Raw genomic sequence first — 24,738 nt, 5'->3', positions numbered from 1 at the left:
AGACATTCCCATGGGAGGAAATCCATACTTTTGCGCTATTCATGAAGTCCAAAAGCACCTCCGAACCACAAGTCATTTTTGAAGACAACCACTTACTGGTGATTCACAAACCTTCAGGATGGCTGGTACAAGGTGATAAGACCGGCGATGCTACCTTGACAGACTGGGGCAGAAAATACATCAAAGAGAAATACGACAAGCCCGGTGAAGTTTACCTCCATCCGGTTCATCGATTGGACAGGCCTGTGAGCGGAATTGTCACATTCGCCAGAACGTCAAAAGCTTCTGAGCGGTTGAATCGCTTGTTTCGGGAAGACAAGGTTGTAAAGTCTTATCTGGCCGTCGTTCAGGGGGTGCCCATCGAAACTGAAGGCAAACTCATACATTGGCTGGTCAAAGATGGGAGCAAAAACCTCGTTAAGGCCTACAACAGGGAAAGGAATGGAGCCAAAAGAGCTGAACTTTCCTATGAAATCCTACTCGTAGAAAAGGGTCATTCCTTATTACACGTTAAACCTAAAACTGGCAGGCCACATCAAATACGGGTTCAGTTGGCCAGTATGAGATGTCCGATAGTCGGGGATCTTCGATACGGAAAAGGCACGCCTAATCCGGATAAGAGCATTTCCTTGCATGCTTTTCAATTAAGCTTCGTTCACCCCGTGAGAAAAGAACCTTTACAATTAACTTGCGCCCCGAAAGGCCAAAACTGGTCTGCATTTGAAAATAAGATTGATGAGTTGGATCAATAAGCTTCAGGAAAAATGGGGACTGACCAGTATCAAACAGGTCATCATTATACTGATCGTATTCGCCTGCACTGGATTCACAGTCCTTCTGATAAAACCCCTCGTTACCAACTACGTGACTGATAATGGCACGACCAACGAATGGTTCAAAATCGTATACTGGGTCTTGATCTTCCCATTTTACAACGTGATCCTGCTGACTTACGGGTTTCTGTTTGGCCAGTTTGATTTCTTCTGGGCTTATGAAAAGAAAATGATCAATCGCTTCAGACGTAAGAAGAATGATTCGCCAGCGCAATGAAGCCATTGCGTACATGAACGAGCTTGGCCAGGCTCGTACACCCTTCATATTTTTTACCAATTTTGAAGCAACAGAAGCCTATGTTGCAAAGCTCCCATTAAAGGATAGTGCCGTATATTTCGATATTGAAGGCTACCGCAATTACAATCCTTCAACTCCTACGACCATTGAAATCTTTCCGAAACACCTATCATTTCAAGCATTCCGAGAAGCCTTCGACGCCATACAACAGGAAATCAATATTGGTAATTCGTTCCTGACTAACCTTACCTTCAGTTCACCTGTCAAATCTTCTGGCACCCAGCTAGACATTTTTCATAGTACCAAAGCACTTTTCAAAATCTATTATCAGGACCACTTTGTTTGTTTCTCTCCGGAACGCTTTGTATCCATAGATGAATCAGGACAGATTGCCTCTTTCCCCATGAAGGGCACCATTGACGCCTCTTTACCTGATGCCGCAAGCCGCTTATTGAATGACCCAAAAGAGATTGCCGAACACGTGACCATTGTGGACCTTATTCGCAATGACCTGAGTCGCATCGCTGATCAAGTGCATGTTCCTCGGTTTCGATACATCGATCAGATCAAGTCTCGACAAAAAGACTTATTACAAGTGAGTTCTGAGGTAAGGGGACAATTAGACACTAATTGGCAAGATCAAATTGGATCCATACTCTTCGAGCTACTACCTGCCGGGTCGATCTCAGGTGCCCCAAAGCCAAAAACAGTCGCGATGATCCATGAAACCGAGACACATGATCGCAATTTTTACACTGGCGTCTGTGGCATCTATGATGGGAAAAAACTTACCTCTGGAGTCATGATACGATTCATTGAGCAAACTTCTAACGGACTCGTCTATAAAAGTGGAGCAGGCATTACCGCACAAAGTGTCGCTGAAAAAGAATATCAGGAAATACGTGATAAGATCTATGTTCCAGTTTCTTGAAAGCATTTGTTTAGATGGGGAGGGATTTCCGCTCCTGGAATATCATCAAAAGCGTGTCAATCGTGTTTTTAAGGAAGTTTATGGCCATGTTTCACCCTTAGTGTTGGAAGACATTATCCCATCAGAAATACCTGGTTCCTCCATTAGGAAGGTTCGGGTCTTGTATGGCGAGCGTCAGCATCAGATTGAAATACATCCTTACGTCAGAAAGAAAATCAATTCCCTCCAATTGGTTACTTCTGACACCATTGATTATGGCTATAAGTATGCAGATCGAGTGGAGTTAGGGCAATTATTTGAGCAAAGAAATTCAGCGGACGATATCCTTATTGTAAAAAATGGACTGCTGACAGATACCTGTTATGCGAATATTGCCTTACTTAAAAACAACGTGTGGCACACTCCCGAAGAGCCACTATTGCCAGGTGTAAGAAGGGCGAAATTATTGGAAGAAGGGCAAATTATTCCTACAGCCATTCGAACTGAAGATTTAGCTCAATTTGAGCGGCTTTCTCTTTTTAATGCGATGATTGATTTGGGAGAGGTCTTGATTCCAATTGGAAATGTAATTTACTGATCGAGGCTGAGAGCCTCAGGAATAATTGTTTCTCGGCTGGAGCCAAGAAACTACCTCCGGCACAAAATAAAAAAAGCTACCTCTATAAAATAAAGGTAGCCTCCACTCACTGATTGAAACCACTAAGTACCATTAAAGCCCTGAAAGCCGCCAAACAAACAAGGCATTCTACCGGATCAAGAGTCAGCAAAAATCACCGCCAAATGACACTGACCCTCATTGGACGATCACGGTATGTGATCCTGGTTCGATCACAATTACAAAACTAACGTGACTGCCCGATCTGGCATTATTTTTTTAGGGTGACAATAAGGGGACAAGCCACTTAAATGTCTCCTGCTAGACGCAAATGGGGAATTTACTCGCTAAAGATTTTTTCAGCGAGCACAGAAACTCGGTTGTTGAGTACTTCAACAATTCCGCCTTCCACCAAAACGTGGGTTTCTTCCGGCTTCTTTTCTACCAGTCGGATAAATCGGATATCGCCTTTTCCCAAAGTAGAAATAAGCGGTGCGTGATTATTCAATACCTGAAATGATCCGTCAATTCCAGGGAAAGTAGCACTCTCTACTTCCCCCTCGAAAAACTTTTCATCCGGTGTAATGATCTCGATGTACATGATTAAGCTTCAGCTTCAGCCAACATTTTCTCACCTTTCTCAATCGCCTGCTCGATGGTTCCTACCAGGTTGAATGCGGCTTCTGGCAAGTTATCATGCTTACCGTCCATGATCTCGTTGAAACCTCTAATGGTATCCTTGATGTCTACCAGCACACCTTGCAATCCTGTGAACTGCTCCGCTACGTGGAAAGGCTGTGACAAGAATCGCTGTACTCGACGAGCGCGGTGTACAACTTGCTTATCCTCGTCAGAAAGCTCATCCATACCCAGGATCGCAATTATGTCCTGCAGTTCTTTGTAGCGTTGCAACAACTCTTTTACGTTCTGAGCACAGCTGTAGTGCTCGTCACCCAATGTCTCAACATTCAGGATTCGTGAAGTACTGTCCAAAGGATCCACCGCAGGGTAAATACCCAACTCTGCAATCTTACGGCTAAGTACGGTAGTTGCATCAAGGTGGGAGAAAGTAGTCGCCGGAGCAGGGTCAGTTAAGTCATCCGCAGGCACGTATACCGCCTGTACAGATGTGATCGATCCTCTCTTTGTAGAAGTAATTCGCTCCTGCATCAGTCCCATCTCTGTGGCCAATGTAGGCTGGTACCCCACTGCTGAAGGCATACGTCCAAGAAGGGCCGATACCTCAGATCCAGCTTGTGTAAATCGGAAGATGTTATCAACGAAGAAAAGGATATCTCTACCCTGACCTGATCCATCTCCATCACGGAAGTACTCCGCAACTGTCAATCCAGACAAAGCTACCCGTGCACGTGCACCAGGAGGCTCGTTCATCTGACCGAAAACGAAGGTCGCTTTTGATTCCAATAAATCTTTTTTATCAACTTTCGACAGGTCCCATCCACCTTCTTCCATGGATTCTTTGAAACCCTCGCCGTAGTTTACAATGCCGGCTTCGATCATCTCACGAAGCAAGTCATTTCCTTCTCTTGTTCTTTCACCCACACCAGCAAATACAGACAGACCTGAATATGCTTTTGCGATGTTGTTGATCAACTCCTGGATCAATACGGTTTTTCCTACACCCGCACCACCAAACAATCCAATCTTACCACCTTTTGCGTAAGGCTCGATGAGGTCGATCACTTTGATACCGGTAAATAACACTTCCGTTGCCGTAGAAAGCTCTTCGAACTTAGGTGCTCCACGGTGGATAGGCAGCCCCTCTGTAGTAGAGGGTTGCTCGATACCATCGATGGCCTCTCCTACTACGTTGAAAAGACGTCCTTTGATATCATCTCCGATAGGCATTTTGATCGGTGAACCCATATCTACAACTTCCATTCCTCTCGTCAAGCCGTCAGTAGCTTCCATTGCAATGGTACGAACGCGATCTTCACCTAAGTGCTGCTGAACTTCCAGAACAATCTTTGTTCCGTCAGCTTTGTTTACGTGAACTGCATCAAGAATATTTGGTAGGGTGGAGCCTTCAGCGTCGAAACTTACGTCAACTACTGGCCCGATGACCTGGGTAATTTTGCCCGTATTTGCCATTTTTCTCTGTGGATAATGTATATACCTAAAATCGAGTGCGAAATTACATACAATTTTGATTAATTGGGAGTCCGAGGCTTACTATTCTAACTCATGATTGCCTTGAATATTAATCAAGTTGTGATCAATTTGATTCTGACAAGCTTGCCGTCACCTTTTCTCGCTTTTTCTTTTTCGGATGTAGCGACTTTTGTTCATACTTTTTAATGAACTCCTGACGACCTGCTGCAATGATCTCCGAGGCTTTATGAAAATCAAAAATGCCGCCTACATCCCGTGAAACCTGTACAAACAAATCTGGCTGATATTGAGTGACTAATAATTGGGTCAGCTTATCCTGCATCAGATCCATGGTTTTGGCCATGATATCAAGATATCCCATTTTCTTGTAGCCGTGCTGTTCATTAGCCGGAAAAAACTTATCCCATGTAGCCTTAACCAATTGCAGCTGATCCAGATAAGCTTTGGACGGAGGTGTTTGACCTTTCGGTTTCTTATAGGGTTGAGGTCCGTTTACGTCGCAAATCACCAACAGGTCTTTCTTCCTGCGCTTTACGAATTCTACTGGAATAGGCGTCATCACTCCTCCATCTACCAGGATTCGGCCTTTTCTTTGGGATGGAGTAATCACCGTGGGTACCGATGCCGAAGCCTTAATGGCACGATACATGCTTCCTTTTTTAAAAACCACTTCTTTACCCTTGTGCATATCCGTGGCTAATGCGACAAAAGGAATGCGCATGTCTTGAATATCCACATCAGGAATAATCGTTTCCAGGGTCTTAAACACCTTTCTTCCCCTCACAAATCCGTAAGGACTTATTGTGAAGTCCATTAACTTCAACACACTCCAGGGGTCCAACTTCAACGCCCATTGCTTATAGACATCCAATTGGCCACAAGCGTAAAATGCACCAACTAATGCTCCCATGCTTGAACCGGCAATGGAGGTGATTTCATATCCGCGCGCTTCTAGTTCTTCTATCACTGCAATATGAGCGAGCCCTCTCGCTCCTCCGCTGGAAAGTACCAGCGCTACGGTTTTCTTATTGTCTTGATCAGCAATTTGCATTTTAAGGCCTGTATTTCTCAGTTATTAGTTACGTGAGGAAATCGTTGTAGTTAAGATATTTATTGTGAAGATCATAATCCCAAAAGATGGAAGGTTTCATTCAAAAGTCCAGTCAATCATTAACCGACATGGGGAAATGCAAGTTGCATCAAACAATAAACAGTATTGATTGCTGTTTTCTTACAACAGTTTAAAGCGATTACACGAAACTGGTATATTGCGGTTCAAATTATCACTGCCATGATGAAATCAAAATTCTTCTTTTTTATTCTCTTTTCAGGTGTATTCATTTCTTTATCCGCACAGGATTTTGAAGGAGTAGTCACCTTCAAAATCAACCTGGTAAATCCCCCCAAAGAGGCACAACAAATACAGAGTATGTTACCTGAAACCATGGTTTATGTCCTGAAAGGAAACAAAACACGAATGGAGATGGAAATGATGGGAGGATCATTGGTTACCATATTAGATGGTGAAGCTAAAACCTCTGATGTTCTCATGGACATGATGGGTCAAAAAATGCATACCCAATCCAAGATGGATGATTTTGAGAAAGGCATGGACATGACTGATGTCAAAGTTCATTCCGGTGACACGAAAAAAATAGCAGGCTATTCCTGTAAAAGGATAACTGGCAAAAGTGCAGACGGCTACCCTGTTGAAATTTATTACACCGACGCTATTCAATCAGGACCATTCAACGAAATGCTGGAAAAAGTGGCTAATGTAAGTGGCCTACCACTTGAGTTTACTGTGAACAATCAAGGTATGAAGATGCTACTCACAGCAACAGAAGTGAAATCAAAGGATATCAGCGACAATCTGTTTGAAATTCCCGATGGCTACCAAAAAGTAGAAGGCAATCCCTTTGGTGGGGGGTGAAGCCGTAGCATCGGATTAAGCCAACGCCTCAAACAAGATCTCTACAGGGTGTTTGGCAATTCTGCTGGTACCATCTTTGATCTGATGGCGGCAGCTGGTTCCTGCAGCGGCAATTACGACTTCTTCCGGTTGTTTCCTAATGGTTGGGAACAGGACTAACTCCCCGATCTTCATCGAAAGATCAAAATGTTCTTTTTCATAACCAAATGAGCCGGCCATCCCACAACACCCCGAGGGGATCATCTCGACTTTGGTTCCAGGTATCAAGCTCAGCACCTTCTTACTGGGCGTCATCGAGGAAATGGCTTTCTGATGGCAATGCCCATGCAACTTGATCAACTGGTCTTGTTGCTGAAATTGATCTTTGGTCAATCGTTTATGATCCAGTTCTCGAGCCAGAAATTCTTCGATCGTTAAAACATTTTCAGCAAGTGCTTTTGCTTTTTCTTGCTCTTCATCTCGCAACAACGAAATGTACTCATCTCGAAAAGAAAGAATAGCTGAAGGCTCTAATCCGATCAATGGAGTAACCTGATTAACCAGTCCTGAAAATAGCGACACATTCTTTCGGGCGATAGCTTTTGCCTTGGTCAGCAAACCTTTAGATAGGTAAGTTCTCCCGCTCTCTTCGTGATCGATCAATAGGACTTCATATCCCAGTCGATCAAGCAGTTTAATAGCGGTTTTACCGATCCCTGCGTCATTGTAGTTCGTAAATTCATCGCAGAAGAAATAGACTTTTTTGGTCTTGTCTGCCTGATCGAATTTCTTCTTGTACCACTTCTTAACAGTCTCCTTTGCCAGCTCCGGCATGCTTCTTTTTGAAGCAAAACCCGTTATGCGCGTCGACAGGTTACTTGTAATCGGGTTACTATAGGCCCAGGGAGCGAGACTGGCTAGCTTCATCAAGCTGGAAAACTCTGAAATCATCCGGGTTCGGAAAGGAATTCCGTTTTTCTGATAATGCTGATGTTGCCATTCCGCTTTCAACTTACCCATGTCCACATTGGAAGGGCATTCGGATTTGCAGCCTTTACAGGACAAGCACAGGTCTAAGACTTCCTTGACATCCTCGGAATTGAAAGCCGAAGCCACTCCATCTCGTGTGATGGTCTCTCGCAAAATATTCGCCCGGGCACGCGTGGTTTCTCGCTCGTTTCTAGTGCCCATGTAACTGGGGCACATCGTACCGCCAGCTAGCTCGGATTTCCGACAATCTCCGGAACCATTGCACAATTCTGCAGACCTCAAAAAACCTTCATTATCCGAGAAATCGAGCATTGTCTCAATCTCAGGCGTGTCCTGATCTTTTTCAAACCGCAACGAGGTGTCCATCGGCGGCGTATCGACAATCTTTCCGGGATTAAAGATGCCTTTTGGGTCCCAGGTTTTCTTTACTTGTTTGAGCAGTTCGTAATTATGCTCGCCCAACATTTTAGGAATGAATTCGCCTCTTAGTCGGCCATCGCCATGTTCACCAGAAAGTGAACCGTCATACTTCTTGACCAAATCCGCAATCTCTTCGGCAATGAGACGAAAAAGTCCAATTCCTTCAGAAGTCTTCAAATTCAAGATCGGTCTTAAATGCAGCTCACCCGATCCCGCATGAGCATAGTGCACAGAGTACAATCCGTGTTTGGCCAAAATGGCATTGAATTCTGCGATGTAGGCCGGCAAGTCTTTGACGTCTACGGCAGTATCTTCGATTACCGGAGCGGGCTTGGCGTCACCGGGAATATTAGACAATAAGCCTAACCCAGCTTTTCTCAAGTTCCAGACTTTGGATACATCTTTCTGTGCAATGATGGGATATGAATATCCCAAACTTTCCGATTTCAACTCCGAAATCAGTGCCTCAATATCTTTTTCTAATACCTCTTCACTATCTCTTGCTAACTCCACTACCAAAATGGCTTTCGGATCACCTTCGAGGAAGAAGCGATTTTGCTTTTGCAACAAGTTTCGTTCGGTTGCCTCTAAAATGTAGTGATCCATCAACTCGCAAGCAGATGGGTTATGATTTAATGCCACGAGATTGGCCTTCAGCGACTCATCAATAGAATGGCAATGCACGACTACCAACTTCTTGTTTGGTGGAGGCAAAGGTGTCAACCTGATCTTGGCTTTAGTCACCAGGGCCAATGTTCCTTCCGATCCTGCGATTAAAGAACAGAAATTAAAAGGGTCACCTTCGTCGGCAAAGGGCTGATGTCGCAGGAGCATGTCTAGCGCATAGCCAGTATTTCTTCTCGGAATATCATGCTTCGGATATTCCTTAATAATCGAATCCTGATTGTCCTTATCGGAAAGTAATTCTCGGGTATTGAGATAAATCTCTGTGTGCAAATCACCAGAAGTGCCCAACCCATTGCAACGCGCCAAAAATGCATCCTGATCTACCGGCCCGAACCAGGTTTCGTTACCATCTGCAAGGATGGCTTCTACTTCTAGTAAGTGCTCTCTTGTACTGCCATAAACGACCGAATTGGACCCACAAGAATTGTTGCCAATCATACCTCCGATCATGGCCCGATTGGCTGTGGAAGTCTCCGGAGCAAAAAACAATCCGTATTGCTTCAATGCACGATTCAGGTCATCACGAACAATCCCAGGCTGCACCCAGGCCCATTGTTCCTCCTTGTTTACTTCCAGGATTTGATTGAAATGCTTGGAAACATCGACGACTATCCCATCTCCCACTACCTGTCCTGCCAGTGAAGTACCAGCTGTCCGGGGTATCAGGGATTTGCCATTTGCATTGGCATAATGCACCAGATCGATAAGGTCTTGCCTGGTTTTGGGGATCGCGACTGCCTCAGGGACTTCTCGGTAAGCAGACGCATCCGTTGCATATATTTTCCGGTAGGCACTGCTTGTTAAAAATTCACCTTCCAATGCAGGGATAACAGTCGTCTTCTCCATCATTGATCAATCCACACGCTTCAATACCAATGCCACCCGATTAGGTAAATAAACACTCAAAAAATATTCACCGAATAAGGACACTGCCGGATACGTCATACCATCGTCGATGCGGTTGAACCCTCCGAATTCTGAACGATCCGAGTTGAGGATCACCTGATAATCTCCTTCTTCCGGTACTTTGAACCTGTAATCAGGGACTGAATTGTTTGGACTGAAATTGAAGATAAAAATGAGGTTATTTCTTTCAAAGATCAGGGTATGATTGTCCTGATCCATGTTGATCTGCTGCGCGGGAGATGCATCTACCAAACCATTTTCATCAGCAAAATGCACCATGGCTGCCCCATAATTATTCAGGAATTTATATCTCAGCTCTTCATTATCCGCAAGATTCCACTGACGTCTTGCATAATGGTAGCTCCAGTTATTGCCTTCTCTTGGAAAATCAACCCACTCCGGATGACCAAACTCGTTTCCAATGAAATTCAACCAGCCTTCACCACCCAAACTCATGGTAATCAGACGGATCATTTTATGCAGGGCGATCCCGCGATCGATGATATGGCTGCTGTGAGCAACATGCATATTGTCATACATTTCTTTATCCATCAACCAGAAGGCCAGTGACTTGTCTCCTACAAGCGCCTGATCATGAGATTCGGCATAGGCAATGGTCCGTTCTCCGTATCGGCGATTGGTAAGGGTCTCCCAAACCTCATGAATGTTCCACTCTTCGTCACTCTTATGCTTCAGCACTTTGATCCAATAATCGGGAATGCCCATGGCAAGTCTAAAATCAAACCCTAGACCACCTTCCTCTACAGGACGACAAAGTCCGGGCATACCGCTCATGTCTTCCGCGATGGAAATAGCTCCAGGCTTTAATTCTTTGATCAGCAAATTGGCCAGTTGCAGGTAAGTCAGTACATCCCAATCTACCTCGTCGAAATACTTGCCGTAATGATCAAAAGAGATGTTGCCGTGATGGAAATACAACATAGAAGTCACTCCATCATACCGGAAGCCATCAAAATGGTATTCTTCAATCCAAAAGCGCACATTAGCCAACAGAAATTGCAGCACTTCTTCTTTACCATAGTTGAACAGTTTCGAATCCCATTGGTCATGTGTTCCTCGTCCGCCGGGATGGAAATACTGATCATCGGAACCATCAAATTCATTCAGGCCTTCCGCTAAATTTTTCACCGCATGAGAATGCACGATATCCATGATCACAGCAATACCCAATTTATGGGCCTTATTGATCAAGAATTTCAAATCATCGGGCGTCCCAAAACGACTGGAGGCCGCAAAAAAACTGCTGACATGATAACCAAATGACCCATAATAGGGATGCTCTTGAATGGCCATCATCTGGATAGCGTTGTACCCCTGATCTTTGATCCGTGGAAGTACTTGCTCTGCAAATTCCCGATAGGTCGTCACTCCATCTTTTTCGGTGGACATGCCTACATGGCACTCATATATATATGGGGCGGCATTTGCTGTCGATGGGTCGAATTTCAGATCAGTCCACTTAAACCCTTTTTCAGGAGCCCAAACTTCGGCACTGAAGTCATAGGTTTTTTCGTCCTGCACCACATAGTCCGCATAAGCAGGAATACGGTCATGACCACCCTTATCAGATACGATGTGCACCTTGTATTGGCTGCCATGCGAAAGATTGATCTCTTTCTCAGGAATAAAAATTTCCCATGTGCCATCAGCATTTTTTTCCAGCGGGTATTGGTTCCGATCCCAGTCATTGAAAGCTCCAGCCAGGAAAAGCGCTTTCGCATTGGGGGCCCACTCTCGATAATTCCAACCTTTGGCCTTCTTATCGTAATGCAAACCAAACTGTTGGTAAGCGCCAGCAAACTGCTTAAGTGAACCATATTTTTCATTGATTACTTCAAGCCGATCCGATTGCCGCTTAATCCTCGCATTGATCTCATCTGCATGAGGTTCTAGCCATGGATCATTTTTTACGAGAATAGGCAATTCTTTTTCTTTCATAGCCGTCTTTCATTGACTTCCTTGATGCAATTTATGGGAATGCCTAAAGGCTGACAAAAATTTCTTACCAAATTGACCCAATGGCTATTATAATTTCAAAAATCACAACATTTAAATATGAAATTCTTAACAAATTAGCGCTGAGGTGTGAAATAGGTAGAATTGAAAATATTTTTTCCAAGCCTATGTAACCTTCCTCATTTCGGCCGGTTTACCCGGTGACTAACAACCTGAATATTGGATTCACTATCAGATCATGCGCTTATGTTAAAGGTGAAGAAAGGAGACCTGGAAAAGCTCTCCTTGCTCTATCACCGCTACAGCAGAAGGGTATTTGGATTTTTTTACCGGTTGACGGGAGACGGAGCTACCAGTGAAGATCTGGTTCAAAACGTATTCATGCGCATCCTCAAATACAAGCATACTTACTCGGAGGATGGCAAGTTTGAAACCTGGATCTTCCATATGGCGCGCAACATCCACCACGACCATTACAAAAAATATAGCCGGTACAGCTGGCAAGAAGATATGGGAGACTGGGAAGCAAAATTGAGTGATGAAAAGAATGCGGAGGTAGCTGCGGAGAAAAGCGATGAGCTGAGCATGCTTAGACAAGCTTTGCAGAGTCTGACCCCAGAGAAAAGGGAACTGATCGAAATGACCCGGTTCCAAAAAATGAAATACGAACAGGTCGCCAATTTATTAGGAGTGACCGAAAGTGCGGTTAAAGTCCGTGTGCATCGGATATTAAAAGAATTGAGACAGGCTTATTTAAAGTTGGAGGTGTAAATCATGGAAGCGATCAATCATAATATTGCCATTGAGTGGTACATGGATTTTCTGGCTGGTGAACTGAGTGAGGAAAAAACAGGGCCTCTGAAAGGCTATTTGGAAGCTAACCCAGACTTAAAGGAGGAACTTCACGCGGACAAGACCATTTGGAACCAACTAGGCAAAATAGAAACACCGGAACCAAGCATGGCCATGGATGCCCGATTTGAATCAGCACTGGCCGGATACATGGCAGGCAGTGCTAAGCAATCCCAGCGATCTTTTCAATTGCCGGGTTGGCTGACTGCTAACCTTAGAATGGGGCTCGCTTTTTCACTAATTGGGCTGGTCATAGGGTTCGCAGTATTCCGAAATCCTGCACAACAATCAGAAATAGCCACACTCACCAATGAGGTTCAGGGCATGAAAAAGATGATGATGCTCACTTTGATCGAACAGCCCGGGGCACAGCAGCGGATCAAAGCCGTGAGTATGGCACAGGAATTTGTTGAAGTAGACGACAAAGTGATCAAGGTATTGGGAAACACTTTGCAAACCGATGACAATGTGAATGTACGGCTGGCAGCCATTGATGCCTTGCTCAGCTATTGGGACAATGCCACCGCCCGGCAGATCATGGTGGAAAGCATCGCATTTCAGTCCTCTCCTATTGTGCAATCGGCCATTGCAGATGCGATGCTGTCGCTCCGAGAAAAGCAAGCCATCGGAGAATTCGAAAAACTGATGACCGATGAGGAAATCAATGAAGCTGTAAAATCAAAAATTGAGTCTACGATCGATCAACTCAAGTCCATATAGAAAGTCAAAAACCAAAATAAAATCATGAAAAACTTAATCATTTATGTGGCCTTGCTAATTCCCATCATCGGGATCAGCGCCACCAGAGATCAAAAAGAAATCAAAAGAAGTTATGAAGTCCCGGCCAATGGCGACTACCATTTAATTGTTGACAATATTCAAGGAGATGTGATTGTCGAAGGATACGCAGGCAACACCATAGAATTAGTTCTCAACATCACGGTCAATGCGGATAATCAAAAAGAGCTGGATCAAGCGATGGAAGAACTTGAACTAGATGAACGAAAGTCAACAGATGAACTGCGTCTACGCATGAAAGCCCCTTTTGTCAAATATCTAGACAATAATCGGTTCCGCGGCGGCGGCATGCAATGTGAGGGTCCGGATTATGATTATGCGTACGATTACAAGCTACGAGTTCCCGTCAATGTAAAGCTTCATGCTTCTACCATCAATGACGGTCGGATCCGAATCACCAACATGAACATCATTGAACGATCCGGAAATATCAATGGCCCCATATTCATTGACGGGGCCAAAGAAACCGCCGACATCTCGACGATCAATGGAGACATAGACATCACTTATGCCGCAAGACCTACAAAGGATAGTCGGTTCAATACCATCAATGGGGACATTACACTGGAATTGCCTGCAGATTTCTCCGCGGAAGTACAAGCCAAATCCATGCAAGGTGACTTGTTTTCGGCTTTTGATTATGAGCGAATCCCTCCGGAAGTTAAAAAGACCGAAGATCGAAAAGGCGGAACAACTCGGTTTGAGATACAACAGACCACCTCAGTGAAAATTGGCCAATCAGAAGGCCCCAGGTTTCAATTCGAAACGCTGAATGGAGACATGTTTTTGAAAAGAATTTAAGAAGAAAAATGATGAAAAAGATATTGATAATAAGTTTCCTAATCGGGTCATTGAGTGCCATGGCTCAAACTGGGATCAATGAGAAATTAGCCGTACCGCTAAGCAGTCCCGGAGAAAGAGGACTATTAGAAGTGAACCAGATCAATGGCGACATCTATGTTGAAGGATATAATGGCCAGGAAGTAATCATAGAAGCCAGTTTTGGATCTCATAATGAGGAAGAAGAGCGCGAAAAAGATCGTTCCGCTCCTCCCGGCATGAAACGTATCGCCAGCAATCCAGCGAAAATTACAGCCAAGGAAAATGACAATGTCGTCTCCGTGAACACGGAATCCTGGAAGAAAAGAACGGATCTGACAATTAAAATTCCATCGAACTTTGACTTAAACCTGCATACCATACACGGGGTGATCGATGTGAAATCCGTCGATGGGGCCATGGAAATATCAGGTGTCAATGGAGGTGTAAACCTGGATGAAATCTCAGGCTCGGTAGTTTGCAATACAGTAAATGGTCAAGTCAATGTAAGATTTGTTAAAATGGATGACGATGCGCCTATGTCCTTTGTTACGCTGAATGGCAATGTGGACGTGACCTTACCTGCTTCCGCGAAAGTCTCAGCCAAAATGAAATCCGACCAGGGTGAGATCTACACGGACTTTGATATGGAAATGAAGTCAGGTAATAATCAGGTCAAACGCGGAAGAGATTGTGACGATTGCAACTATGAGATCACCATCAATCCCTGGGTATTCGGCGAGATCAATAACGGTGGCCCCGAATTCACCTTCAAAAACATGAATGGCGATATTCTGATCCGGAAAAGGAGCTGATCTAATTATTCGTAGCAGCAAAACAAAGGCCGATTCATCTTGAATTGGCCTTTTTGCTTTTTCAGCTTTCCAGCGCTCGAAGTATTTCTTCCATCTGACTCAGGTGCCTTTGTATGTGTCCCGGTATGAAGATCATCAACTGATAGGCATCCACCTCTCCGTAAGGTGAATTACCATAATGATTTCGGAATTCGGTTTTCTTATCACGAAGAATATCGAGGAATCGTGCTCCATGAATTCTATACTCTTCCATCATTGCTTCTTTCGATAAATCATTTCCGGTCGGTTCTAAAGGCGTTTTCACCCTTACTCCCCGATCAGCAATTTTTGACAGCAACCAACCATCTCGGTTCCGCAAATCTTTGAATTCATCAGATTTAGTCGATAGCGCTTTCTCCAAACCTTTGATTTGAGCAGTCATCGCCAGTATGACATGCTCCATTGTCTCCTGAATACTCCAGCTGCCTTTTGCAGGTCGTTTTCGCCACTGCGAATCAGGAAGCCCTTCCAGCAGTTGTTCAAGTAGAGCCGTCGATGTTTGATAATTGCCTTCTAAAAATTGAATTTCAGATTCAGAGAGTTTCTTCTTCTGTGCGGGCAACGTGTAAGTCGTCATTACAATCAGGAATAATAGTACTACTTGTTTCATCATATATAAAAATTGAGTTTCTACGATTAGCACCATGGTCATGGGCTTCTCACAGCAGTAGACGACCTGAATGGTCAGTTTGGGGATTGATTTTGAAAGAAAAACCCGGAATGGTACCTAATTCGCTACTGAATGGTACCTATATAATGAGTGATGATACTTGCTGCATAATCTGTAAATGAATTTCCGTTGGTCATTTTCTTCAAAACCCAGTCCCAGAATTACGTACACTGAAAACAAAATCATTGCTAATTGATCACTTGAACTTCATGGAATTGACAGGCACTTTCACCCGACCTATCCAAGACCTACGCGTATTTGATTTTCGTCCAAAAACAGCTGGCATCAGATATGGAGTAGCGCTGCTACTGGCATTGATCAATGCCTTACTTCGTTCAGATCATGCCATTTTTTCCAATGAATTTGAATTCCCCTGGTCCATCTTCTGGTATGGCTTTCTTTTTGTCTTTGTAGTCTGCTCAAGCTCCTGGATCGCTACCAGTATTTTGAAGAAAAGATTATTTGAAACCGGTGAGCTCAATCCTGCTACAGCTTCTAAATTTTTAGTTGTCAATGTGATTGTGGCTTTGATCGTTTATTCCTGCCTTTATTGGGCGATCAATGGTCAGATTTATCCGAGGCACTACTTTTTGTATTTCATATTGACGATTGCTGTCGTTTCCATAGAAAACCTGATCTACTTATTGTATTGCTCCTTCCAATCCCCGGATTTTTCTATAGATAAGCCGCAAACAGCATCTACAGACCTGATCATTTCTATGGGGCAAAAACAGATCATCCTCCCTCAAAGAGAAATTGAGCTGATCGAGCTCAAAAACGAACTAATTCTCTTCCACTCAAAAGGAAAAGTTATTACCTCACAATTTGAGTCGATGGAAGCATTGGAAAAATTACTTTCTGCGGAGCTATTCTTCCGAGCCAATCGTCAGGTGATTATTAACCGACATACGATTAAAGAGATCAAAAAAGGAGAAAATCGAAAATTGAGCATTCAGCTCAATGGCAGCATTCCAATACAAGGAATCTCAGTAAGTCGTTACAGACGCAAGGATTTGTTAACCTGGATCAAAACACAAAGGCCATAAAAAATCAAACCCGGGTCCTGGACCCGGGTTCTTGCGTTTTTGTTTAGTTCCCAACCTAGGTCAGGACTTCTATAACAGCCAGCGTTTCTAATCCCCCTACTTTATTCCAGCCTTCAATAAAGTGGATCAATCCGAATACTCAGCGAGAAATATAATTCTTCACTGATCTAACAGTAATTGAGTTAATTGGTTGTCTTCATCCGAAATAGTGATTTTCCAGTTCTGGATTTCCTGCCGAGGGCATGGTGAGCCATCTTAGATGGTTCTTCATTGTAGATTGGAAATGTACGCCAAATCGAAATTTCAATTTTTGAAGATGGTCTCAGAAATTCGCTAGACACAAATACGTTTGTCATAATCCGTCAAAAGGTCCTCTGAAACTGACACAGAGAGTCACCGTGTCATTAAAAAATCGACAAATTTCTGACGGTTTAAGATGCCTTTCTGTCATTATGTCATGTTGCCTAATTTGGCACAACCCTTGATCAAGGGAGGTTCGACACAGGAAAAAATTTAACAATATATACTAATCAAGAAATGGGTAAAATAATTGGTATTGATTTAGGAACCACCAACTCATGCGTAGCCGTGATGGAAGGTAACGAGCCGGTTGTTATCCAAAACAGTGAGGGTAGAAGAACCACCCCTTCTATTGTTGCTTTTTTGGACAATGGCAAGGGTGAAAGAAAGATTGGGGACCCTGCAAAACGTCAGGCGATCACCAACCCAAAAAACACCATCAGCTCTGTGAAGCGATTCATGGGGAAAAAATATTCTGAAGTTTCAAACGAAATCTCCAACACCTCTTACGATCTCGAGTCTGGATCTAACGATACTGTTCGAGTGCAGATTGGCGATAGAAACTATACTCCTCAGGAACTTTCAGCAATGATCTTGCAAAAGATGAAGTCTACTGCGGAAGATTTCTTAGGACAGGAAGTAACTGAAGCAGTAGTAACTGTTCCTGCTTACTTCAACGATGCTGAGCGTCAGGCTACCAAAGAAGCTGGCCAAATTGCCGGACTTGATGTAAAACGAATCATCAACGAGCCTACTGCAGCAGCTTTGGCTTACGGTCTGGACAAGAAGAATGCAGACATGAAAATCGCGGTGTATGACCTTGGTGGTGGTACATTCGATATCTCTATTCTGGAATTAGGTGATGGCGTATTTGAAGTGAAATCTACCAATGGTGACGTTCACCTCGGTGGAGACGATTTCGATGGCGTGATCATTGATTGGTTGGCACAAGAATTTAAAAACGATGAAGGCATTGATCTTAAGAAAGATCCTATGGCCCTTCAGCGATTGAAAGAAGCTGCAGAGAAAGCAAAAATTGAGTTGTCAAGCTCTAGCAGCACTGAGATCAACTTGCCATACATCATGCCTGTTGATGGTATTCCTAAGCACCTGGTAAGATCTTTGTCAAGAGCCAAATTCGAGCAATTGGCAGATGATCTGGTACGCAGAAGCATGGAGCCTGTAAAGCAAGCCTTGAGTGATGCGGGCATGAGCGTGAGTGAGATCGACGAAGTGATCCTTGTTGGAGGATCTACTCGAATCCCTAAAATCCAGGAGGAAGTAGAAAGCTTCTTCGGCAAGAAACCTTCAAAAGGTGTAAACCCTGATGAAGTAGTTGCGATCGGAGCAAGTATCCAGGGTGGTGTACTTACAGGAGAAGTGAAAGATGTATTGCTTCTTGATGTTACTCCTCTTTCTCTAGGTATTGAAACTTTAGGTGGTGTATTCACCAAATTGATCGAGTCTAACACGACCATTCCTAGCAAGAAATCTGAGACATTCTCTACCGCTGCAGATCAGCAGCCTTCTGTGGAAATCCACGTATTACAAGGAGAGCGTCCGATGGCAAGAGATAACAAGTCTATCGGAAGATTCCACCTGGATGGCATTCCACCAGCACCAAGGGGTGTACCTCAAATCGAAGTGACTTTCGATATTGATGCGAATGGTATCCTGAATGTTTCTGCAAAAGATCAGGGAACTGGCAAAGAGCAGAAAATCAGAATCGAAGCTTCATCCGGATTGACCGATGAAGAAATCGAGAAGATGAAGAACGAAGCGAAAGCCAATGCTGACGCGGATAAGGCGGCCAAAGAAGAGGTAGAAAAAGTGAATCAGGCTGATTCTTTGATCTTCCAAACTGACAAGCAATTGAAAGAATTTGGTGACAAGCTTTCAGAGGCTAATAAAACAGCAATCGAAGGTGCGTTGAACCAACTTCGAGAAGCACACGGTAAGAAAGACATTCCTGCGATCGATACCGCAATGGAAGCCTTGAACAAAGCCTGGGAAGCTGCTTCACAGGAAATCTATCAGGCGCAGCAAGAAGCTGCAGGTGGAGCAGGCGCTCCTGGTCCTGACGCTGGCGCCGCTGGTGATGCTCAGGCCGAAGGAGGTTCAGACGCTGATGTCGCTGACGTAGAATACGAGGAAGTGGACGATAAAAAATAAATCCATTTCCCTAGTTATAAATCAAACCCTCTTCAGCAATGAAGAGGGTTTTTTGTTGGTTTTTAGATAAGCCCTATACCCTATCTAATCAAGGTGAAGTACTAGACCTTTTCTGGATATTGAATCCAAACGAAAGACCCACCACCGTACCATCTTTTCGCGGCGAGACAAATACATTAACAGGAACATTCAAATATCCGGAGCGGAAAGTCCTGCCAGCAGCAAAAATCAAATTAGCTGAAACTTTAAGGTCTCCCCGGCTGTCTAATCGGTCTCGAATTGAATACGAATCATCCGGAACAGCACCTAGACTACCCAATTCCTCTTCCAAATACCACCGGCCTTCTATCGTTCCATTGTTCCCGTCGCCAATAAATCCCCTTGCCTCTTTCGCAATCCTAAAACTAGGCCCAAAACCAAATTCCCAGCCTGCTTTCCCAAAGCGAAATCCATTGAGAATGGACAGGGATGGAATGAGCCTTCCTGACTCCAACCCTCCAAACAGGAGAATTCCCTCAATCAAAGCCTGAAAATTTCCTGCGCTTAGGTATTGCTCTTCTTGCTGCCAGCCAAACTGAAACATGGCTGGGTACATGTCAAAGCCACCCTCACTCAATTCTGAGGTCAATATGTCTTGTGTTTCCCCAAAAGGAACAGAGAATCCCATTCTGGGACCATTCAAAGACAGTTTGGTGAGCGGGTTTTCGACCGGCACGTCATAATTGACCAGTAGATTCATGACCGCAGGATCAGGATCAACATTGAGCAATTTCTTGACTGAGACACGTATCATGCGTTGGATTTCACTTTGAAGATTGAGATACTCCATCGCACTTTGTTTTTCAATAGTTCCTGTATTTACGTCATACAGCTTTAAGGAAATGATGACCTTCTCACCAAAACGATCCACGCTTCCTGAGATTACTTTGTCCACATTCAGTGATTTTCCAGCTGCTGTGACGCAGTTCTTCCCAAAGCAGTTGGCCACATCAATGTTGTTCTGAGCTGCCACCTCTGCAACATCATATTTGTCCATAATGTAATAGACGTTAAGCTTTTCGATCTCTAACCTGACCATGTATGAGACCGCATCTGCATTGTTTGATATACCATTGCTCTCAACACCAAGCACGGCCACTGTGGGCAACGTCTGGTTTTGGGCGATCAAAGGTCTGATAAGCCCCAGGAAAACAATCATAAAAATGAATCGCGAGTAAATAGGTTTAAGTAGTTCCATGTTTTGCACTTTGTTTAGGACAAAACTTCAATGCTCGGCGCAGCTTGATGAATTGAATTTTAAGACTGGAGGCACATGGAGTAGTATAATTCCTTACAGCCTTGAGGCTGAGATCATCTAGTGCGGCTGAAAACAATTTCCTCCGTATGGAGATTAGTCTTTCATGGCTACTAAAAGTAAATACTACCGCAAATGGCTTCTTTATGCACCCCTGGGATTGGTCCTGGTAGGTGCTGGTTTATGCTTCGTAACAGAATCCTTCGGGCTAAAACAAAGTGGTGCTGCTACCATGGACTGGGTTTTGGCCGGGACCGGCTCTTTGATCGTATTCAATGCCGGATTATGCTTCTTCGGAGAAGCGGTAGTTTGCAGGGTGAGGTACCTGGCTGAAAAGAATAGTCTCTAATCCTAAAACTTAGTTATTTCAAAGACCCCTTCACGTTAAGTGCTGAAACATTTTCAACAAAATAAATTATCGCCGTTCGATTAATTGCAGAATAATCTTACATCTCTCGAAATTGACCGATTGGAATTGCTGGATATTGTTGCATAAACAAATATTTCTTCTAGATTTACTTTTTTAAATCAACCTTTAATTTTTACTGAACATGTTAAGATTACTTGCGGTAGTCTGTCTTTTGACTACCTGCGCTTTTGCTGTAAATGCACAGCATTGGCAAAGAACTAATTCCGTCAAGTCAAATCAGAGAGTGATCGTTCCAAAGGAAATGCCTTCCTCTTTTGATTTATATGAACTTGACCTTGCCGGGTTAAATGCTTCATTACAAGGCTCGCCTGTCAGAGGTAAGTTCGCATCCAGAGAAGTGACCATTCAATTTCCCTCTGTAACTGGTGTTTTTGAGCGGTATACCATCATGGAAACCAATACCCTTCATCCTGATCTGCAAGCAAAATACCCAGGTATCAAATCCTATGCAGGAAAAGGAATCGATGACCCTTCCGCAACGATCCGATTCAGTGTTTCCCAACTGGGTTTCCACGGAATGGTCATGTCGGGAAAGACAAATATGTCTTATATAGATCCTCATACTGCCGACAAGAAAGTCTACAAAGTGTATAGCCGAAGTTCTCTTAGCAGAGAAGAAGAGGACTTTCAATGCCTGGTAGATTCTGAGGTCAAGTCCATGGACGATGACCATAAAGGTCATGATCATGCGAATAAAACCAATGACAGCAAGCTCAGGAAGTACCGCCTGGCCATCGCTTGTACAGCTGATTACGGAAATATTTTTGCAGGCTCAGGAACGGACGCTCAAAAAACGGCCAATATCCTGGCACAGATGAACGTGACCATGACCCGCGTGAATGGTGTCTACGAAAGAGACCTGGCCATTACCATGGAGATTGTTCCCAATAACGATCAGATCATCTATTTCGGAGCTACAAATTCTGATCCCTGGAACAATGAATTTAATAATACCACGCAGACGGTCATTGACAATGCCATTGGTGATGCGAATTATGACATTGGACACCTTTTCCTTTCTACTCAGGACAATGGTAATGCAGGATGTATTGGCTGTGTTTGTACCTCAGGTTCAAAAGGAAGTGCATTTACTGCCAGGACCAATCCTACTGGAGATCCATTTGATATTGATTACGTCGCTCATGAGATGGGGCACCAGTTTGGAGGCTATCACGTCATGAACACTTGTTCCAGAAGTGGAAGTGGTTCAACCGAAGTAGAGCCTGCCAGTGGGTCTACCATCATGGGATATGCAGGTATTTGTTCTTCCAACGTACAGAGCAACAGTGACGCTTATTTTGCCTATGTGAATATCCGTGACATTTCGAATAACATACAAAATGGTGTGAGTTCGGGCTGTGCACAGGAAATCAACCTGTCAAACAACCCTCCTACCGCCAATGCAGGAGCAGATTACACGATTCCAAGATCTACTGCTTTCGTATTGCGCGGAGCAGGTACCGACCCTGATGGGGATGTCCTGACCTATTGCTGGGAACAAAATGATCCTGAGCGCGCTCCTGGAAACGGCTCCCCAGCGTCCACCTGGACGCAAGGCCCACTATTCCGATCTATAGAAGGCACCACTTCGCCAAATCGATACATGCCTAATTTGAATGATGTCATTGCAGGTAACCTCTCACCAACCTGGGAAGTTGTGCCTTCAGTGGCTCGAACCATGGAATTTGCACTGACCGTTCGTGACAATGCAGCGGGTGGCGGACAGACGAATGATGACTTGATGACGGTCACAGTGAATGGCAGTGCAGGACCTTTCGTAGTAAATGCACCTAATACTTCGGTAACCTGGAATGTGGGCCAAAGCCAGACAGTGACCTGGGATGTAGCCGGAACCAGCTCAGCACCAGTCAGCTGTGCCAATGTCAACATCCTTTTGAGTACAGATGGCGGATTGACTTATCCGATCACCCTGGCTGCCAACACGCCTAATGACGGATCGCAATCCATTACCGTTCCTAATAATGTTTCTACTAACTGTCGAATCATGGTAGAAGCAGCAGACAATATTTTCTACGATATTTCCAATGCGAACTTCTCTATCGAAGGAGCCATACCATGTACAGCAACTACACCAACGGGGCTGGCTGCTTCTGGTGTTACTGCCAGTACGGCTAATCTAAACTGGAATGCCGTTTCAGGAGCTACATATGATGTTCGGTATCGTGAAACCGGAACCTCGACGTGGACGGTAGTACCTTCTGGAGGGAATGCGCTCACCTTGACTTCACTTACTGCTTTGACAACCTATGAAGCGCAAGTAAGAAGTGCTTGTTCAGGTGGAAGTAACTCTGCTTATTCTGCTTCGGCGAATTTCACCACGACAGAAGTACAATTGAACTACTGTAGTTCTAATGGCAACAATGTAAGCGACGAGTATATTGGTAACGTTCAGGTCGGATCAATCAATAATTCATCCGGAGTAGACCCCAGTGGTTACACAGATTTCACTTCGATATCTACGGACCTGACCCTGAATACTTCCTACAACATTTCTGTCACTCCTACCTGGACAGGTACGATTTACTCCGAAGGATATGCTGCCTGGATTGATTACAACAAAGATGGCGATTTTGAGGATGCTGGTGAGCAGATCTTCAGCCAAAGCCCGACTCAGGCTACTCCGGTATCCGGTTCATTTACCGTTCCTGCTTCTGCCACACAGGGCGTAACCAGAATGCGGGTTTCCTTGAAGTACAATGGCATTCCTACGCCTTGTGAGTCGTTTACGTATGGAGAGGTGGAAGATTACACCGTTAATATTGTAGGAGGAACACCTGATACGCAGGCTCCTTCTACACCGACAAACCTGGCTTCCGCCAACATCACGGCTTCCTCGTTTGACATTTCCTGGACGGCTTCTACAGATAATGTTGGAGTGAATGGCTACAACGTTTACCTGAATGGTTCTCTGGATGGTACTTCGGCCACAACCAACTATTCATTCAGCGGATTGAGCGCCAATACCTCTTACACGGTAGCTGTTGAAGCCTACGATGCAGCAGGCAATACTTCAGGTCAGGCGTCCACTGGTGTGACAACCGCGGATGTCGGAAGTTGTACAAATGTCACCGTAAATTCCAATGATTTCGAAAGCGGATTTGGCATCTGGAATGATGGAGGTTCTGATTGTCGAAGAAGTGCCAATGATGCACAGTATTCAAATGGAACGTACAGCATTCGTTTGCGTGACAATACTTCCACTTCCGTGATGACTACCGACAACCTCGACCTGTCTTCATTCGAAGAAATTACCGTTTCGTTCAGTTACCTGGCCCGCAGCATGGATAATGCCAATGAAGACTTCTGGTTGCAAGTTTCAACCAATGGAGGATCTTCCTATACCATTGTCGAAGAGTGGAATCAGGGCGACGAGTTTGTGAACAATGTACGAGAAAATGATGCGGTAACCATCCAGGGCCCTTTCACATCAAATACTCGTCTACGTTTCCGTTGTGATGCATCTGGCAACAGTGATTGGGTTTATATTGACGATGTAGTAATCACAGGGTGTACAACCAGTACTTCAAGATCAACAAATACCATCGTCGAAACTCCTGTCGAGGAAGAATTGCCTGTGATCGATCTATCCGAAATCACTGTTTACCCTAACCCCGTCAGTGAAATGTTGAATGTGGTAGGTGTTCCCGAAGACGCTCACGTCAGCTTGATCTCTTTATCAGGACAGGTAATTGGTAAGGGAATCGGACAAGATGAATTTGATATGTCTGCTCTGAATCCAGGAATCTATATCCTGAAAGTAGTAGCTGCAGATCAGGTGAGAACAATGAAGATCCTGAAGCAATAATTAGCATCAATAGAAGTTTAAAAAGGGGCGCTCGAGCCCCTTTTTTCTTTATTTT

General features: G+C 44.2%; 20 protein-coding genes. 13 read left to right on the top strand and 7 right to left on the bottom strand.

Annotated features, from left to right (window positions below; all coding sequences use genetic code 11):
• Window positions 1–41 precede the first annotated feature (41 nt).
• Genes R8G66_33770 through R8G66_33755 form a run of 4 tightly spaced genes read left to right on the top strand, consistent with a single transcriptional unit; the run spans window position 42 to window position 2,579 of the window.
• Window positions 42–752 (top strand): RluA family pseudouridine synthase, encoded by a 711-nt coding sequence (locus tag R8G66_33770; protein ID MDW3197395.1) that lies wholly within the window; start codon window positions 42–44, stop codon window positions 750–752.
• Complete coding sequence (locus R8G66_33765) at window positions 736–1,050, top strand: DUF6787 family protein (protein ID MDW3197394.1); 315 nt, start codon at window positions 736–738, stop codon at window positions 1,048–1,050. The genes R8G66_33770 and R8G66_33765 overlap by 17 nt, the downstream gene beginning before the upstream one ends.
• Entirely contained in the window at window positions 1,031–2,002 is a 972-nt protein-coding gene (locus R8G66_33760; GenBank protein ID MDW3197393.1) for an aminodeoxychorismate synthase component I, read from the top strand. The genes R8G66_33765 and R8G66_33760 overlap by 20 nt, the downstream gene beginning before the upstream one ends.
• Window positions 1,986–2,579 (top strand): aminotransferase class IV, encoded by a 594-nt coding sequence (locus R8G66_33755; GenBank protein MDW3197392.1) that lies wholly within the window; start codon window positions 1,986–1,988, stop codon window positions 2,577–2,579. The genes R8G66_33760 and R8G66_33755 overlap by 17 nt, the downstream gene beginning before the upstream one ends.
• Window positions 2,580–2,937: 358 nt before the next feature.
• Here R8G66_33755 and atpC read toward each other — a convergent pair whose 3' ends face one another.
• The 3 genes from atpC to R8G66_33740 all read right to left on the bottom strand — a co-directional run bounded on the left by atpC (window position 2,938) and on the right by R8G66_33740 (window position 5,781).
• A complete protein-coding gene (gene atpC / locus R8G66_33750) occupies window positions 2,938–3,198 on the bottom strand; it encodes an ATP synthase F1 subunit epsilon (protein ID MDW3197391.1) in 261 nt (86 codons plus the stop codon).
• 2 nt (window positions 3,199–3,200) lie between these two features.
• Window positions 3,201–4,709 (bottom strand): F0F1 ATP synthase subunit beta, encoded by a 1,509-nt coding sequence (atpD, locus tag R8G66_33745; protein ID MDW3197390.1) that lies wholly within the window; start codon window positions 4,707–4,709, stop codon window positions 3,201–3,203.
• A 124-nt stretch (window positions 4,710–4,833) separates the two neighbouring features.
• Window positions 4,834–5,781, bottom strand: a complete 948-nt coding sequence (locus R8G66_33740) for a patatin-like phospholipase family protein (GenBank protein MDW3197389.1) — start codon at window positions 5,779–5,781, stop codon at window positions 4,834–4,836.
• A gap of 240 nt (window positions 5,782–6,021) precedes the next feature.
• On the opposite strand from R8G66_33740, the gene R8G66_33735 reads away from it, so the two are divergent.
• Window positions 6,022–6,663: a DUF4412 domain-containing protein gene (locus R8G66_33735; GenBank protein MDW3197388.1), complete on the top strand. Its 642-nt coding sequence runs from the start codon at window positions 6,022–6,024 to the stop codon at window positions 6,661–6,663.
• Window positions 6,664–6,678: 15 nt separating this feature from the next.
• Here R8G66_33735 and R8G66_33730 read toward each other — a convergent pair whose 3' ends face one another.
• The gene (locus R8G66_33730) at window positions 6,679–9,588 is read right to left on the bottom strand and encodes an FAD-linked oxidase C-terminal domain-containing protein (protein ID MDW3197387.1); all 2,910 of its coding nucleotides are present in this window, start codon (window positions 9,586–9,588) and stop codon (window positions 6,679–6,681) included.
• A 3-nt stretch (window positions 9,589–9,591) separates the two neighbouring features.
• On the bottom strand, window positions 9,592–11,604 hold the full coding sequence (locus R8G66_33725; protein ID MDW3197386.1) for an alpha amylase C-terminal domain-containing protein: 2,013 nt from the start codon (window positions 11,602–11,604) through the stop codon (window positions 9,592–9,594).
• Between the two features lie 264 nt (window positions 11,605–11,868).
• Here R8G66_33725 and R8G66_33720 point away from each other — a divergent pair, with 264 nt between their 5' ends.
• Genes R8G66_33720 through R8G66_33705 form a run of 4 tightly spaced genes read left to right on the top strand, consistent with a single transcriptional unit; the run spans window position 11,869 to window position 14,906 of the window.
• Window positions 11,869–12,393, top strand: coding sequence for a sigma-70 family RNA polymerase sigma factor (locus tag R8G66_33720; GenBank protein ID MDW3197385.1), 525 nt, complete (start codon window positions 11,869–11,871; stop codon window positions 12,391–12,393).
• A gap of 3 nt (window positions 12,394–12,396) precedes the next feature.
• Window positions 12,397–13,194: a HEAT repeat domain-containing protein gene (locus tag R8G66_33715; GenBank protein MDW3197384.1), complete on the top strand. Its 798-nt coding sequence runs from the start codon at window positions 12,397–12,399 to the stop codon at window positions 13,192–13,194.
• Window positions 13,195–13,218: 24 nt separating this feature from the next.
• Entirely contained in the window at window positions 13,219–14,073 is an 855-nt protein-coding gene (locus R8G66_33710; protein MDW3197383.1) for a DUF4097 family beta strand repeat-containing protein, read from the top strand.
• A gap of 8 nt (window positions 14,074–14,081) precedes the next feature.
• Window positions 14,082–14,906: a DUF4097 family beta strand repeat-containing protein gene (locus R8G66_33705; protein ID MDW3197382.1), complete on the top strand. Its 825-nt coding sequence runs from the start codon at window positions 14,082–14,084 to the stop codon at window positions 14,904–14,906.
• 61 nt (window positions 14,907–14,967) lie between these two features.
• Here R8G66_33705 and R8G66_33700 read toward each other — a convergent pair whose 3' ends face one another.
• Complete coding sequence (locus R8G66_33700; GenBank protein ID MDW3197381.1) at window positions 14,968–15,558, bottom strand: DinB family protein; 591 nt, start codon at window positions 15,556–15,558, stop codon at window positions 14,968–14,970.
• A 242-nt stretch (window positions 15,559–15,800) separates the two neighbouring features.
• Between R8G66_33700 and R8G66_33695 the strand changes: the two genes are divergently transcribed.
• Both R8G66_33695 and dnaK read left to right on the top strand, forming a co-directional pair.
• A complete protein-coding gene (locus tag R8G66_33695) occupies window positions 15,801–16,661 on the top strand; it encodes a LytTR family DNA-binding domain-containing protein (GenBank protein ID MDW3197380.1) in 861 nt (286 codons plus the stop codon).
• Window positions 16,662–17,198: 537 nt separating this feature from the next.
• Entirely contained in the window at window positions 17,199–19,133 is a 1,935-nt protein-coding gene (gene dnaK / locus R8G66_33690) for a molecular chaperone DnaK (protein ID MDW3197379.1), read from the top strand.
• Between the two features lie 88 nt (window positions 19,134–19,221).
• Here the strand turns inward: dnaK and R8G66_33685 are convergent, their stop codons facing one another.
• Window positions 19,222–20,370 carry a hypothetical protein gene (locus tag R8G66_33685; protein ID MDW3197378.1) on the bottom strand — a complete coding sequence of 383 codons (1,149 nt, stop codon included), beginning with the start codon at window positions 20,368–20,370 and terminating at the stop codon, window positions 19,222–19,224.
• Window positions 20,371–20,533: 163 nt separating this feature from the next.
• On the opposite strand from R8G66_33685, the gene R8G66_33680 reads away from it, so the two are divergent.
• Together R8G66_33680 and R8G66_33675 are read left to right on the top strand one after the other, a co-directional pair.
• A complete protein-coding gene (locus R8G66_33680; protein ID MDW3197377.1) occupies window positions 20,534–20,776 on the top strand; it encodes a hypothetical protein in 243 nt (80 codons plus the stop codon).
• Between the two features lie 202 nt (window positions 20,777–20,978).
• Window positions 20,979–24,683, top strand: a complete 3,705-nt coding sequence (locus R8G66_33675; protein MDW3197376.1) for a zinc-dependent metalloprotease family protein — start codon at window positions 20,979–20,981, stop codon at window positions 24,681–24,683.
• The last annotated feature ends 55 nt before the right edge of the window (window positions 24,684–24,738 follow it).

This window comes from Cytophagales bacterium, from assembly GCA_033344775.1.
GTDB lineage: Bacteria > Bacteroidota > Bacteroidia > Cytophagales > Cyclobacteriaceae > JAWPMT01.
The sequence above is the reverse complement of the archived record's forward strand: the minus strand, read 5'-3'. Positions and strand labels throughout refer to the sequence as shown.